Origin of the sequence: Arthrobacter rhizosphaerae (assembly GCF_023062595.1) — a bacterium.
Lineage (GTDB): Bacteria > Actinomycetota > Actinomycetes > Actinomycetales > Micrococcaceae > Arthrobacter > Arthrobacter rhizosphaerae.
Genome location: NZ_JALLAN010000002.1, coordinates 284,941 through 297,851 on the forward strand (window position 1 = coordinate 284,941; position 12,911 = coordinate 297,851).

The following is a 12,911-nucleotide window of genomic DNA, read 5'->3' on the forward strand; positions in this document are numbered from 1 at the left end:
AACAGTGACATTCACTGAACGGCGACATTAAATCCTTGAGCGCTCTGAATCGCCACTCCTGGCGTGGGACCGGAGCGTGGCCAGCAAAAGTGCAGCCAAAAGCGCAGCCGCCACATGGGTGTCCACCATCAGTTCACCGGAATGCGGGGACGCAGCTCCCATGGGAACCTCAGGCAACTGCCAGTCCACACCGTCGTGTCCGTGCCTTGGCGAGCCACCGCCAGGTGCTGAGGAGAAAAAATCGAGGGCAAGGTGCAGCAGCTGTTGGATCAGCCCGCAAAATACCAACAATGACCAGCCGGAAGCCAAGAGCCTGCCTAGCAGCGTAGCGGCCAAACCAATCAAGGCTGTCAGGGCCAGGAGAACCAACAGTCCAGGAATCTGAGTTCCGGAGATCAGATGCGCACACGCCCCCAAAGCGACGCTCGCAGGCCCGGCCAGCCACCCGTACCGCGGGCTTGGACGCTTGAAGTCTTCTGCCACGGGAAACCCTCCTGCGGTCCGTGCACTCATCTGCGCCTGAATCTACTGCGTGCCTCTACGATTGTCAGCATGATCAGCCGCGCAGACGTCAACGAAGCCTCCCTAAGAATCGCCGGTAAGGTCCGCCGCACGCCCCTGATCCAGATTGACCCGGGAACTTTCGCGGGCGAGGTCTGGCTCAAGTGCGAGTTCATGCAGTACACCGGCACGTTCAAGGCCAGGGGCGCCTTCAACCGCATCCTCGCCTCCCGCGAACGGGGAGAGCTGGATCCCGACGTAGGAATCGTCGTCGCGTCCGGTGGGAACGCGGGCCTGGCCAACGCCTATGCTGCGCAGCAGCTCGGAGTCCCGGCCTCTGTTTATGTCCCGGAGAACGCGCCGCCCGTAAAAGTCAGAAAGCTCGTTGCGACAGGTGCAACCGTTGTCCAGGGCGGAGCTGAGTACGCGGAAGCCTACGAGGCCGCCACTAAGTATGCGGTTGAGTCCGGCGCCGTCTATTGCCATGCCTATGACCAGCCGGAGATCGCAGCAGGGGCCGGCACTGTTGGTTCTGAACTGCTGGAACAACTTGAGGGCGTGGACACTGTCGTGGTCGCGGTGGGCGGCGGAGGGCTGATGGCGGGCGTGGCTGCAGCAGTGAAAGGGCAGGCCAAAGTGATCGCCGTCGAGCCCTACACAGCACCCACTCTTTCTGCTGCGCTCCGGGCGGGAGAGCCTGTTGATGTTGCTGTTTCGGGGATAGCGGCAGATGCTCTGGGAGCACGCCGAATCGGAGAGATTGCGTTTGCCGTGGCGTCCCGTACGGGGGTAGGAAGCCTCTTGGTCTCCGACGACGACATCGTGACCGCCCGTACATGGTTATGGGACCACTACCGCGTCATCGTGGAGCATGGCGCGGCTGCCGCATTCGCCGCGCTCCACTCCGGCGCCTATGTCCCCTCCGAAGGTGAGCGCGTCGTCGTCGTTCTCTGTGGCTCCAATACAGACCCAGCCACTGTTTAGCACGTCTATTTAACGTGTCGAAAAGTTTTGTTACTGAAACGTGACTTTTGGTAGAAGCAGAAGCTACTCTCTTGTGGTGCCCACGGCTCCAGCCGGGGCATTCCCGCGTCAGTATGCCGAACCCTGCCGCTGACGGGGATTCGTCCGCATTTTTCAGCGGCAGGGACGGGGGAACCACGATTCCACTCGGACCTCATGTAGGTCCTAGGGGTTAAGTCGCTTTGCCCCGCCCCACGGCGGTGCGAGCGGCCGGGTGAACTCCCATCCGAACCCGACAGCTCACCCCGCAGGCATGGGAGAGGCAAAAACACCATGTCACAAAAGTCCATTTTGGCACGCCACCGTGCCACCCCTGCCCGCTCTACCGTCGTGAGCGGGTTGTCGACTTCGGCTAAATCGAACGCCCTGGCGCTTGGCAGGCCAGCCCTTATCATCGCCGCCGCATCAGGCCTGCTTTTCGGAGTGGGCGCTCCTGCCCATGCTGGAGCGCACGCACCGGATGGTTCTACCGGCGCCACTGTCGGCGCCGCTGCCCCGGCCCCGGCTCCGGTCCGGGCAGCAGCAGCGGTTGCCCCGGCCGCAGTTGCCCCGGCCGCTGGAAGGGTTCACGTCGTGGTTTCCGGCGACACCCTCGGTGCGATTTCGGCACGCTACGGCGTAACCCTGAATTCAGTCCTGGCCGCCAACAACCTGGCCATGACGTCCATCATCTACCCCGGGAACCAGATCCAGATTCCTGCAGCGGGACAGGCAGCTGCCCCCACGCTGTCTCTGGCGTCGACCTCCATCAAGCCTGTCGCGGCGCCGGCGCCCGCGCCCGCACCGGCTGCCGCAAGCGGTACTGGCGCAGCATTGCTGGCTTCTGCATATGCCCAGATCGGTGCCACCCAGGACTGCACCATTCTGGTGGAGCGTGCCTTGCGGTCCATCGGCAAGAGCGTCGGGGACCTTGCCCCGACGCAGTTCTTCCAGTACGGAACGGTGGTCGGAACTCCCGCTCCCGGTGATTTGGTCATCACCTCCGGGCACATCGGGATCTACGCAGGCAACGGTCAAGTCGTCAGCAGCGGCATGAATTATGTCAATGCCACGCTCGTCCATCCGTTGTCCTGGCTCTCGGGCTACTCCTTTGTGCGGGTCGCCTAGTCCGGTCTGCGCCGAATCGCAGGGCAATGGGAAAGCGGCAGGTGCCGGGAGATCCGGTTCCTGCCGCTTCCTGATACTTAGATGGTCAGCCGAGCCTCATACCTTCAATGGCAGCTCATGAATTTCGTCTGCGCGGTGGCCTGTACGTTCGTGGATCCGCTGGATAGCTTCGGCTGACGGGGCCTCGCTCAGGCAGTAAATAACGCCGGCTTCGGGGTCCGCCCATGCATTCTTGAAATTCACGTTTTCCTCGGCCTGGATGGCCAGATCAGCGGCATGGGCTGCCTGGAGGTCCTCGCGGCTTAGACCCTTCATATTGTGGTGAACATCCATAAATTCCGGCATTGTTCCTCTCCTTAAGGTACGGCCTGCATGGTTTGCAGTCTGGGGTTAAGGGAGACGGTAGGCCTCTGGCACCACACGGTCAATAGGCCTGTCGTGGGGAATAATAGGCCAATGCAACCCGAGTGGAGTACCCGCATCAGCTGGCCCGATTTGCCGGGAGACGTGAGGGCCGGGATCGAAGAGATCCTGGGAGCTCCTGTACAAGAATGGAGCACCCAGCGGGGCGGATTCTCGCCGGGTACTGCAGACAGGGTGCGGACCGCTTCGGGGCAACGGGCCTTTGTGAAGGCAGTGGGCACGGCCTTAAACGAGCACTCCCCGGCGATCCACCGGAGAGAAGCGGCCAATACCGCCGGCTTACCTCCCGAGGTACCGTCACCTGCACTGATTGGAACGTTCGACGACGGCGAGTGGGTGGCCCTCATCCTGGCTGATGTCGAAGGACGTGCCCCGCGTGTGCCGTGGTCCTTGGCCGAACTGACCATTGTGCTGGATGCGCTGTTAGACCTGGCCGGCACTCCGGTTCCTCAAACCCTGGCGCATTTGCCGTTCCTTGAACACGAGCTTCGTGAGGCGTTCGGCGGATGGGCACGTGTGCGGGACGATCAGCCCGAAAGCTGCGACCCCTGGATCCTGGAGAACCTGGATGCCCTCGAAACACTGGCTACTCAAGGCTTGAAAGATCTCGGCGGCAGCAGCCTGGTGCATACGGACATCCGGGCCGACAACATCCTGATCACGGAGGACAACCAGGCTGTCCTGGTCGATTGGCCTTGGGCTTGCATCGGTGCTGGCTGGATGGACGCGCTGTCACTGCTGATCAATGCGCGCGTGTTTGACGCAGACTTCGATGTTGAGTCGGTGCTGGCTTCTCATCCCGTCTTTGCGCAGGTTCTGCCAGGCAACATCAACGGAGTCCTCTCCGGACTCGGGGCCTATTTCATCGATGCCGCCCGTCAACCGCCTCCAGCCGGGCTTCCCACCGTACGTGCATTTCAGCAGCAGCAAGGCGACGCTGTCATCGCGTGGCTCCAACAGCGCGCCTGCGTCGGGTAATCCAGTGCTGGACAGAGCGGATTCGGAGAGACTTGCACCGAATATCCCTGCACTGCTGCTGGTGGATCTGGACAACACGCTGGTGGACCGGGCATTGGCCTTCAACCAGTGGGCGGCCGGGTTCGTGCGGGACTTAGGTGGCTCGGCAGAAGACGCTGCCTGGCTCATCGAGGCAGACGATGACGGGTATCAGGCCCGGGAATCCCTTGCCGCAGCCATCAACGCCCGCTTCGAGACCGGCTTAGGGGTCCCGGCCCTGATCGAGGTGCTCCTGTATGAACATGTTGGGGCCATGGTCCTGGACTCCGCTACGGCTGCTGCCCTGGACAATGCCCGAAATCACGGATGGACGATAGGCATCGTCACGAACGGGACGGTGGGCCAGCAGATGCTCAAGGTAAAAACTGTCGGACTGGAAAAGTACGTCGACGCTGTAGTGATTTCCGAAGCCGAAGGTGTGAAGAAGCCGGATCGGGGGATCTTCCACCTTGCTGCGGAACGTGTCGGCATCGGGCTCAGCGGGGGTTGGATGGTGGGCGACCACCCCACCGCTGACATTTCGGGCGGCCGCGGCGCCGGTCTGGCAACGGGCTGGGTATCCCGCGGGCGGGACTGGCCTTACGGTCTGGAACCGCCTTCCCTATCAGGGAGAACGGCTGCTGCCGTCATTAACGCGATTGTCTCGCCTACTCAAACAGGCTGAGACAGATCTCGCGCGTCAACTGTTGGATGACATCGATTCTGCCTTGCTTGCCGAACGGGTTCTCCGTGTAGATCGCCAGTGAATAGGCGGTACCGCCGGAGGTGAGGATGGCGACGTCGTGCATGTACTGGTCCACGATGCCGTACTTGTGGTGGACGGTTACGCCCGCCGGAACCGCGGCAGGTATCAGTTCTTCGTTGTTGGTTTCCTGCATGTGGCCCAGAAGCTGAGCCGTGTGTTCCGGATTGATCAGGTCTCCTGAATACAGCCTCATCAACAAGATGGCCATTTCCACTGGCGTCAGGAGGTTCTGCTTGGGGTCGTAACTGATACCGATGGAGGCGGCATACTCAATGAGCCGGGGAAAGCCGATCGCATCCATGAGAAGCAGCCATGAATCGTCATTGCTGGAGTTGATCATGGCCTCCAGCTGGAAGGCTGCCGTGTAGTTGCCAAGCGGCTCCTCCAGCTCAAGATCTCCGGTTTCCACGAGATGGTAGTAGGCAACAGCCGTGAGGACCTTGGCAGTGCTGGCCGCCAGATACGTGGACACATCTCCATACAGGCGCACTTCCCCGCTCTGTACGTCTCCCAGCGCAACGCCGATCCTGAAATCAGCGTTGTCAGCAAGGATCCCCTGAATCGCGTCATCCAATTCCTCTGTCAAGCCTGCCATCCGTTCTCCCGGCGGCTTCGTTTCCGGCGGCAGCTTGTTACCCGCTTCATCAAAATCACGGGCGTCTGCCTGGCTTGCCGGCGGGAGGAAACCCGGACCGTTGGGAGTCGAGCGAATTGCGGCCAAAACCAGGGTGGCCAGGATGATGACAGTGGTGACTGTCCAGATCAACACCAGGCGCGTAATTGCCAAGCGCGGCACCACCCCAGGCCGCCTGCCGCTTGTATTTGAGGGGGTTGATGAAGTCATCCCGGGTCCCTCCACACGAGCCGGCAGGGACCGCCGGCTGCATCAGCGGATTCGTCGTCGACGTCGATGGGAGGCGTCTCCTGCACCGAATCTAGCCCCGGGTTCAGCCGATGTCCATGAGGCTTCAGGACCTGCTCCGCACGGACGGCCCTGCCCCGCTTGAGCGGCCCGGGGCGGGGCCGCTCAAGCGGGGCAAGGCCGCCTTTGTGACAAATGGGAGTGCCGCACGCATCCCCCCAATACATCGGATGCGGGCGGCACTCCTGCCTGTTGCTGAGACCCTGCTTATGTTGAAACTTTTGTTGAAGCCCTACTTGTTAAAGCGCTCCGGGCGGAAAGTGGCCAGCATCGGGTGTTTCTTGCCCGAGATGATCTCGTCAGCCATCAATTCGCCGGCGATCAGGCCAAGGGTGGCTCCGGAGTGAGTGAAGGCTACGAAGCAGCCGGGGGTCTTCTCGAGTTCACCGAACACCGGCTCGCCGTCGCCCGGAATCGGTTTACGGCCGATCTTCCAGGACGCGGGCTTCAGCTCAGGGTTTCCGGCTAGCAGCTTGGAGGCTTCATCGGCCAGCTCCTGCACCACTTCGTCCGGGATTGCGAAACTGCCGTCCTCGAATTCGGTGATGTGTTCCTCGTACCAGTCGTGATCCAGGGCAAGCGTTCCGCCCGGGTTGGGGCGGACTGCCGCCCGCGGGGTGTTGAGCACGGCGCTCAGGGAGTGCTCCACGGGTTTGGTCACAACCAGCATCGCGATCGGTGAGGCGTTGGGAATCTCGACGCCGAGGGGCGCCACTACCGCGGGCGTTGCCGCTCCGCACGCAACCAGAACGGCGTCCGCTCCATAGGTTTCGCCGTCGGCCGTGGAAACCCCGCTGGCCACGCCATCGGTGAGAACCACAGACGCCTTTCCGGCGTTGGTGACCAACTGGCCTCCGCGTTCGTGGAATTCGTCCATGAGGAAGTCCACCAGATCCGGCAGGCTGACCCAGCCTTCACCCGGATTGAAGATGGCGTTCTCCGGAACGGCAGAGGCATCTATGCCCGGCGTGACAGTGCCGATTGTGGCCGGTTCGAGCAGCTTGGAGTCGTAGCCGATCGACTTCTCGTAGGCATGCCGGGCCTCGGTGACCCCGGACTTGCCTTGGGCGTTCCACATGAGTCCGCCACCGAACTGCAGCCACTCCCGGTGCGGGTCGGCGGCAAAGAGGGTGCGGTAGCGGTCGACGCCGGCCATCCGCAGCTCATGGTACGGACCGGAGCGTTCCCCGGCGGAATTAAGCCAGGAGAGGGACCGGCCGCTGGCCTCGCTGCACAAGTGACTTTCGGTGATGAGGGTGACGGCCACACCGGCACGCAGCAGGTGGACTGCGGAGGAAACGCCGAGGATTCCGCCGCCAATAACGGCAACGTGCTTGGCGGAAACAACGGATGACATAACGGGCTCTCTTTCTTGAAGATTGAAAATAATCAGGGGGCAGCTGCCCGGCCAGGGAAGGCCAGGGAAGCAAGGGTGTGGGGCTAGCTCTGGGAGTGGATTTTCTCGATGATCCGTAGTGCTTGCACTGATTCGGCGGGGTCGACGGGCGACGGTCCGCGGCCCTTGAGCGCATCACCGAGGATCCGGTAGAACTCGGGATACGCGCCTCGTTCGGGCTGCACCTGCTCCTCCGAGCCGTCAATGCCAAGCCGTCCCCAGGTGCTTTCGGGTTCCACCCCGTAGTGCGGATCATTGGGACGGAGGCCTGCATCCAAGGCAGCCTCCTGCCCGTCCAAGCCCCACTTTGTGTAGCCGGACTTGGTTCCGAGGATATGGAAACGGGCTCCTACCTGGGCCGCAGCCCCGTTCATCCAAAGACGGGACCGGACGCCGGACCTGTGAAGCAACGAGACAAAGGCCTCCTGATCCGCGCCCTCACCCTGCTCCTGCCATCCGTGCGATGAGGTCTCTCCATAGCTCTCCTCCACGGGGCCAAAAAGCTGGATGGCCTGGTCGATAAGGTGCGCGCCGAGATCATGCAGAATGCCGCCGCCCTCGCTGATGGGGGTGGTATCCCGCCAGTTGCCGAACCCCTCGGGCCGCCACCATTCAAAGCGTGATTCGAAGGTCCGTACTTCACCCAGGGATCCGGCCTCCAGGAGCCTCCGGACGGTAAGGAAGTCTGCGTCCCAGCGCCGGTTCTGGAAGACGGTGAGCCGGACACCCGCCTCTGCCGCCCGGGAAATGAGCTCCTCACCTTGTGCTGAGTTGGGCACAAAGGGCTTGTCCACCACGATGTCCAGTCCGCGGTTGATGGCCTGCACCGCCAGATCGAAGTGCGTCACCGGCGGCGTCGCCAGGACAACAAGGTCCATGTCCGCGGCCCGGTCGAATAGCTCCTCAACTGTTGTTACGACTTCGGCAGCGGGATAGCTGCTTTTCGCCTGACGGGAGCGCCCGGGATCGGCGGTGACAATAAAGTCCAGCGAGAACCGGGGATCGGCGGCGATAAGCGGTGCGTGGAAGACGCGTCCCGAAATCCCAAACCCGACCAGGGCGGTGCGCACGACGGCGGTGCGCACGGGATCGCCGTGCTGGCCGTTTTTCACGCTTGGAACCGTCATTACAGCACCTCGGAGAGGAAGCGCTGAAGGCGTTCGCTCTTGGGGTGGTCGAAGAGCTCGGCAGGGGTGCCGGCCTCTACCACTTCGCCTTCGTCCATGAAGACCACCTGGTCAGCCACCTTGCGGGCGAAGCCCATCTCGTGGGTCACCACCAGCATGGTCATGCCGCGGCGTCCGAGTCCTGCCATGAGGTTCAGAACGCCCTTCACGAGTTCAGGGTCCAGCGCGCTGGTGGCCTCGTCGAAGAGCATGACTTCAGGTTCCATGGCCAGTGCCCTTGCGATGGCGACGCGTTGCTGCTGCCCGCCAGAGAGATCCCGGGGCCGATGGTCAGCACGTTCTGCCAGCCCTACCTCGGCAAGGCTGCGGTTCGCCCGTTCCCTCGCCTCCGCCTTGGACATCCCCTTGACGCTCCAAAGTGCCAGGGCAACGTTTTCGAGCGCGGTGTGGTCGGGGAAGAGGTTGAAGTGCTGGAACACCATGCCGATGCGCCGGCGAAGGGTGTCCGGCTGGACGGCCAGGGCGCTCTTGCCTGCGAGCAGGACATCTCCGCTCTTGGGCTCATGCAGCCTGTTGACGCCACGCAGCAGGGTTGACTTGCCGGAACCCGAGGGTCCGATGATGCAGGTGGTGGTGCCAGGAGCCACGGCCAGGCTGACGTTACGGAGGACCTCAATGTCGCCGTAGGCCATGGTGAGGTTCTTCAGCTCCAGGCTGGAACCGTGGAACGTGTGGATCTCAGGTGCGGGGATATTGGTGCTGGTGCTCATGTGTTGCTCCCGGTGATGAGGGGCGATGCCGAGTCGAGTTCCTTGACTTCCTTCAGTCCGCTGCTTGGGGCAACAGGCCGACGGCGTCCGGTGCGGAAACGGTTGTCGAAGTAGTTCACGAGGTGCGTCAGGGGCACCGTGATGATGAGGTAGAAGATCCCGGCCATAACCAGGGGTGAGAGGTTGCCGGACAGGACAGCGGCGTCCTGGCCGACGCGGAAGAGTTCGCGCTCGCTGACCAGCAGGCCAAGGAAGTAAACCAGGGAGGAGTCCTTCACAATGGCGATGAACTGGTTGACAAGGGCGGGCAGTACACGGCGGATGCCCTGCGGGACCACCACGAGCGCCATCGACTTGGCGTAGCTCATGCCCAGGGCCCGGCATGCTTCGCCTTGCCCCTTGTCGACGCTCTGGATGCCGGCGCGGAAGATCTCGCCGATGTAGGCACTGGCGATCAGGCTCAAGGCGATGATGCCCAGCGGGTAGGGGGAGGGGCCGAAGACTGATTGGCTGAAGCGGGCGAAGCCCTGGCCGATCAGCAGGATGGTGAGGATGGCCGGAAGTCCGCGGAACAGGTCCGTGTAGATCCGGGCGGGGATGCGCAGCCATTTCGACGGCGATATCCCCATGACTGCCACGATCATTCCCAGTACCAAGCCGATGGCCGTAGCTGCAATGGAGATGATCAGGGTGTTCATGAGTCCAACCCCGAGTAGCTGGGGAAGGACCTCGGCCATCGCGCCGAAATCGAAGAAGGTGCGAATGATGGTGTTGAGCCAGTCCATGGGTTGCTCTCAGTGCTAGTAGCGAAGGGTGGGGAACCGGGCGGGCCAGGCGGCCCGCCCGGGCTGCTTACTTAGTGGCGGTCGGCGTCGGGCTGGAAGTCTGCTCGGCCTTGGGAAGGTACTGTTCCGGCATTGGGGAACCCGGGAACCACTTCTGGTAGAGCTTCTTCCAGGTGCCGTCCTCCATCGCCTCGGCAAGCCCCTTGTCCAGGGCTTCCTTGAATTCGGTCTTGCCCTTGGCGATAGCGAAGCCTGCCGGTGCATCGAAGGAGGGGATATCTGCGGCGCTCACCAGTCCGAACTGCTCCTGGTAGGCCTTGGCGGCCTCGTAGTCCAGGAAGTGAGCGTCAACTGCCCCGCTGTTCACAGCCGAGATGGCGGTGTTGTTGTCGGGGAAGCGCACCAGGTTGGCAGACGCAAAGTTCTTGACGGCGTAGGCTTCCTGGAGGGTGCCCTGGACCACGCCCAGGCGCTTGCCGCCAAGTGCTTTTTCGTCAGTGATTCCAGAGTCCTTGGTGGTGATGACGGTCAGGTAGCCGGCAAGGTAGCCGTTGCTGAAGTCCACGGTTTCCTTGCGCTTGTCCGTGATGCCGATGGCGGCCACGCCGACGTCGAACTGGCCGTTCGCGACGGCGGCGAGCAGGCCGGAGAAGTCCTGGCCGGTGAACACTACGTCGTCCACGCCGGCACGGTTCGCCACATCCTTGAAGAGTTCGACGTCGAACCCGGTGAACTGGCCTTGGGCGTCCGTGAAGGTGTAGGGCTTGGCGTCGCCCAGGCTGGCCACGCGGATGGTGCCGGGTTCGATCAGGCCGTATGGGTTATCGGCTGGAGCCGCGGCGGGAGTGCCCGAGCCGCCACAAGCGGACAGGGCAAGGACAGCGGCGAGGGCCGAAGCTACGATTCCGCCTTTGCGGCGGATGTTTCCTTTGAACACGTTGTTTTTCCTATCGGGGTGTGTGAGTGGGGGAGCCCGCAGTTTTTGCGGTATTCAGATTTTCCCTGCGGAATCCCTTGTGGAGTCCGGTCTCAGTGCTTACGATTGAGACCGGACTCACATGGGGTTGTTTTCGACTGTAAGGCATCTCACAAACCCTCGTCAAGAGGTTTCCGAAAGGCAGTAATGAAAAATTCTTCCTCCCGGCAGCGCGACACCACAGTGGCGGATGTCGCGAAGGCTGCGCAGGTTTCGAAGGCCCAGGCCGCCCGGGCATTGGGCAATTATGGGGCAGTCAGCGATGACGTCCGCGAGCGTGTACTGGCTGCGGCAGAAGAGCTGAACTACCGCCCCAATGAGCTTGCCCGGACCATGAACACGGGAAAATCGAACACTATCGGCGTTGTGGTGGGAGACATCGAAAACCCGCATTTCGGCTTGGCCATGCGGGGGATCTCGGACACAGCGAAGGCCGCAGGGTTCGACGTCATCCTGATCAACACCGGCGAAGATCATGTGGCTGAGGTGGATGCCGTGCGGGTCTTGCTGGAAAAGCGTGTGGACGGGCTCATCGTTGCGCCCGCCTCCTCGGCGGAGTACGAGCATCTGCGGCGCGTGCATGACGCCGGGAGGCCGCTGGTTCTTTTTGACCGGAAGGCGCCAGGCTTGGACGTGCCGGTAGTTGCTGCCGACATGACGTTGGTTGCGCGCGAGTCCACGGCCTACCTCATCGAATCAGGGCACCGCCGTATCGCGTTCATCTCCACGTTGGACATTGAGGAACCATACCGGCATGGGATGGAGCTTGCGTCCTCGCAAATTGCTGAGCGGATTGAAGGCATGAATCAGGCGCTCCTGGCGGCGGGCTTGGATCCTTGCGAAGAACTGGTGCGGTTGAACGCCGGGGATGCCGACTCCATCAAGGCCATAGCGCGCGAGCTGCTGCTCATGCCGGAACCGGCGACGGCGGTGATCGCCTCGGACGGCCTGGTGGCGTTGGGCGTTGTGGAGGCCATCCAGGAGTTGGGTTTGCGCATTCCGCAGGATGTCTCGTTTCTGATGTACGACGACTTTCCTTGGACCAAGCTCACCACGCCGCCGCTGACCGTCATCTCGCAGCCCGTCTATGACATTGGCGCCTCCGCTGCCGAGGCTTTAATCCGCCTGATCAGGCAGCCGGGGAAAGCCATTGAGCTGCCGGTATTTCAGGCGACGCTCAAGCACCGGGGATCCGTTGGCGCCCCGGTGTCCGAGCGCAAGCGGAAGCGCGAGTCCGCAGCTGCCGCATCCTGATTGAGAGGCCCTGCTGCTTACAGTTCCTCTGCGATCCGCTTGATGGCAGCCAGCCGGAGGTCCCACTCATTGCCGATGCTCTCGAGGCGGCGCGCCGTCTCACTGAGCTGCGCGCCGAGCACCCGATAGCGGAGTTCTCGGCCGACGCGTATGGACTCGACCAGCCCGGCCTCCTGCAGCACAGCAAGATGTTTGGCGATTGCCTGGCGGGTGACTGGCAGGCTCCCGGCGAGGGCTGACGCGGACGCATCACCCTCGCCAAGGGCCGCCAGGATACTCCACCGGGTTTCGTCTCCGAGGGCGGCGAACACCGGAACGAGGGTGCTTGTGGTCACGAGCCGCCCTCGAGGTAAGCGACCAACTCGTCCAGCTCGGCGTCCCAGCCTCCGCGGTGATCCTCCATGGCAGCGGAGGGGTCGGTGTGGGTTTCAAAGCCCGATTCGACCACCGTCAGCTGCGTGCCGCCGTCGTGCGTTTCAAGAGTGAAGCGGAACAGCGTGGAACGGCTGGGGTCGATTGGGGCGTTGGGATCGGCCTGCTCATTGCTCCAGCGGTAGGCGATCATCCGTGGCGCGTCCAGCTCTTCAATCCGGACAGGGACGTCGCCGTGGCCCTCGAAGGAGAAAACTCCGCTGGCGCCGACGGCCAGGCCGTCCAGTACAGCAGACTGCCCGAACCACTTGGCGATGTGCTCTGGTTCAGTGATGGCAGCCCAGACCTTCTCAATGGGTGCGGCGATAGAAATGGTGCGCCTGACGGTGAGTTCGTCGGCGTCAATGACGGAGGGCTGGTTTGTGGTTGTGGTCATGATTCCTGTTTCCTTTCGATGATGTACTGCAACCATATGGTTGCACCACATCTTCGA

At 62.5% G+C, this 12,911-nt stretch carries 15 protein-coding genes and 1 riboswitch; of the genes, 5 read left to right on the plus strand and 10 right to left on the minus strand.

Features of this window, described 5'->3' with window-relative positions:
* Positions 1-27: 27 nt before the first annotated feature.
* On the minus strand, positions 28-483 hold the full coding sequence (locus tag MU551_RS03910) for a hypothetical protein (RefSeq protein ID WP_247040841.1): 456 nt from the start codon (positions 481-483) through the stop codon (positions 28-30).
* Between the two features lie 69 nt (positions 484-552).
* On the opposite strand from MU551_RS03910, the gene MU551_RS03915 reads away from it, so the two are divergent.
* Together MU551_RS03915 and MU551_RS03920 are read left to right on the plus strand one after the other, a co-directional pair.
* Complete coding sequence (locus MU551_RS03915) at positions 553-1,485, plus strand: threonine/serine dehydratase (RefSeq protein ID WP_247040842.1); 933 nt, start codon at positions 553-555, stop codon at positions 1,483-1,485.
* A 108-nt stretch (positions 1,486-1,593) separates the two neighbouring features.
* Positions 1,594-1,793: riboswitch (cyclic di-AMP (ydaO/yuaA leader) on the plus strand.
* Between the two features lie 4 nt (positions 1,794-1,797).
* On the plus strand, positions 1,798-2,631 hold the full coding sequence (locus tag MU551_RS03920) for a C40 family peptidase (RefSeq protein ID WP_247040843.1): 834 nt from the start codon (positions 1,798-1,800) through the stop codon (positions 2,629-2,631).
* A 96-nt stretch (positions 2,632-2,727) separates the two neighbouring features.
* On the opposite strand, the gene MU551_RS03925 is transcribed toward MU551_RS03920, so the two are convergent.
* A complete protein-coding gene (locus MU551_RS03925) occupies positions 2,728-2,976 on the minus strand; it encodes an SCO4226 family nickel-binding protein (protein WP_247040844.1) in 249 nt (82 codons plus the stop codon).
* 111 nt (positions 2,977-3,087) lie between these two features.
* Here MU551_RS03925 and MU551_RS03930 point away from each other — a divergent pair, with 111 nt between their 5' ends.
* Entirely contained in the window at positions 3,088-4,032 is a 945-nt protein-coding gene (locus MU551_RS03930; protein ID WP_247040845.1) for a phosphotransferase, read from the plus strand.
* A 4-nt stretch (positions 4,033-4,036) separates the two neighbouring features.
* The gene (locus tag MU551_RS03935; protein ID WP_247040846.1) at positions 4,037-4,735 is read left to right on the plus strand and encodes an HAD family hydrolase; all 699 of its coding nucleotides are present in this window, start codon (positions 4,037-4,039) and stop codon (positions 4,733-4,735) included.
* Here MU551_RS03935 and MU551_RS03940 read toward each other — a convergent pair.
* The 6 genes from MU551_RS03940 to MU551_RS03965 all read right to left on the minus strand — a co-directional run bounded on the left by MU551_RS03940 (position 4,719) and on the right by MU551_RS03965 (position 10,753).
* Entirely contained in the window at positions 4,719-5,660 is a 942-nt protein-coding gene (locus tag MU551_RS03940; protein ID WP_247040847.1) for a serine hydrolase, read from the minus strand. The two genes, MU551_RS03935 and MU551_RS03940, sit on opposite strands and share 17 nt — an antisense overlap.
* A gap of 310 nt (positions 5,661-5,970) precedes the next feature.
* Positions 5,971-7,095, minus strand: coding sequence for an NAD(P)/FAD-dependent oxidoreductase (locus MU551_RS03945; RefSeq protein ID WP_247040848.1), 1,125 nt, complete (start codon positions 7,093-7,095; stop codon positions 5,971-5,973).
* An 83-nt stretch (positions 7,096-7,178) separates the two neighbouring features.
* Positions 7,179-8,261 carry a Gfo/Idh/MocA family protein gene (locus MU551_RS03950; protein ID WP_247040849.1) on the minus strand — a complete coding sequence of 361 codons (1,083 nt, stop codon included), beginning with the start codon at positions 8,259-8,261 and terminating at the stop codon, positions 7,179-7,181.
* Entirely contained in the window at positions 8,261-9,031 is a 771-nt protein-coding gene (locus MU551_RS03955; RefSeq protein WP_247040850.1) for an amino acid ABC transporter ATP-binding protein, read from the minus strand. The genes MU551_RS03950 and MU551_RS03955 overlap by 1 nt, the downstream gene beginning before the upstream one ends.
* Positions 9,028-9,816 (minus strand): amino acid ABC transporter permease, encoded by a 789-nt coding sequence (locus MU551_RS03960; protein ID WP_247040851.1) that lies wholly within the window; start codon positions 9,814-9,816, stop codon positions 9,028-9,030. Before MU551_RS03960 ends, MU551_RS03955 begins: the two co-directional genes overlap by 4 nt.
* 67 nt (positions 9,817-9,883) lie before the next feature.
* Positions 9,884-10,753, minus strand: a complete 870-nt coding sequence (locus tag MU551_RS03965) for an ABC transporter substrate-binding protein (protein WP_247040852.1) — start codon at positions 10,751-10,753, stop codon at positions 9,884-9,886.
* Between the two features lie 186 nt (positions 10,754-10,939).
* Here MU551_RS03965 and MU551_RS03970 point away from each other — a divergent pair, with 186 nt between their 5' ends.
* Positions 10,940-12,046: a LacI family DNA-binding transcriptional regulator gene (locus MU551_RS03970; protein WP_247040853.1), complete on the plus strand. Its 1,107-nt coding sequence runs from the start codon at positions 10,940-10,942 to the stop codon at positions 12,044-12,046.
* Between the two features lie 17 nt (positions 12,047-12,063).
* On the opposite strand, the gene MU551_RS03975 is transcribed toward MU551_RS03970, so the two are convergent.
* Positions 12,064-12,381: an ArsR/SmtB family transcription factor gene (locus MU551_RS03975; protein WP_247040854.1), complete on the minus strand. Its 318-nt coding sequence runs from the start codon at positions 12,379-12,381 to the stop codon at positions 12,064-12,066.
* Entirely contained in the window at positions 12,378-12,854 is a 477-nt protein-coding gene (locus MU551_RS03980) for an SRPBCC family protein (protein ID WP_247040855.1), read from the minus strand. The genes MU551_RS03975 and MU551_RS03980 overlap by 4 nt, the downstream gene beginning before the upstream one ends.
* Between the last annotated feature and the right edge of the window lie 57 nt (positions 12,855-12,911).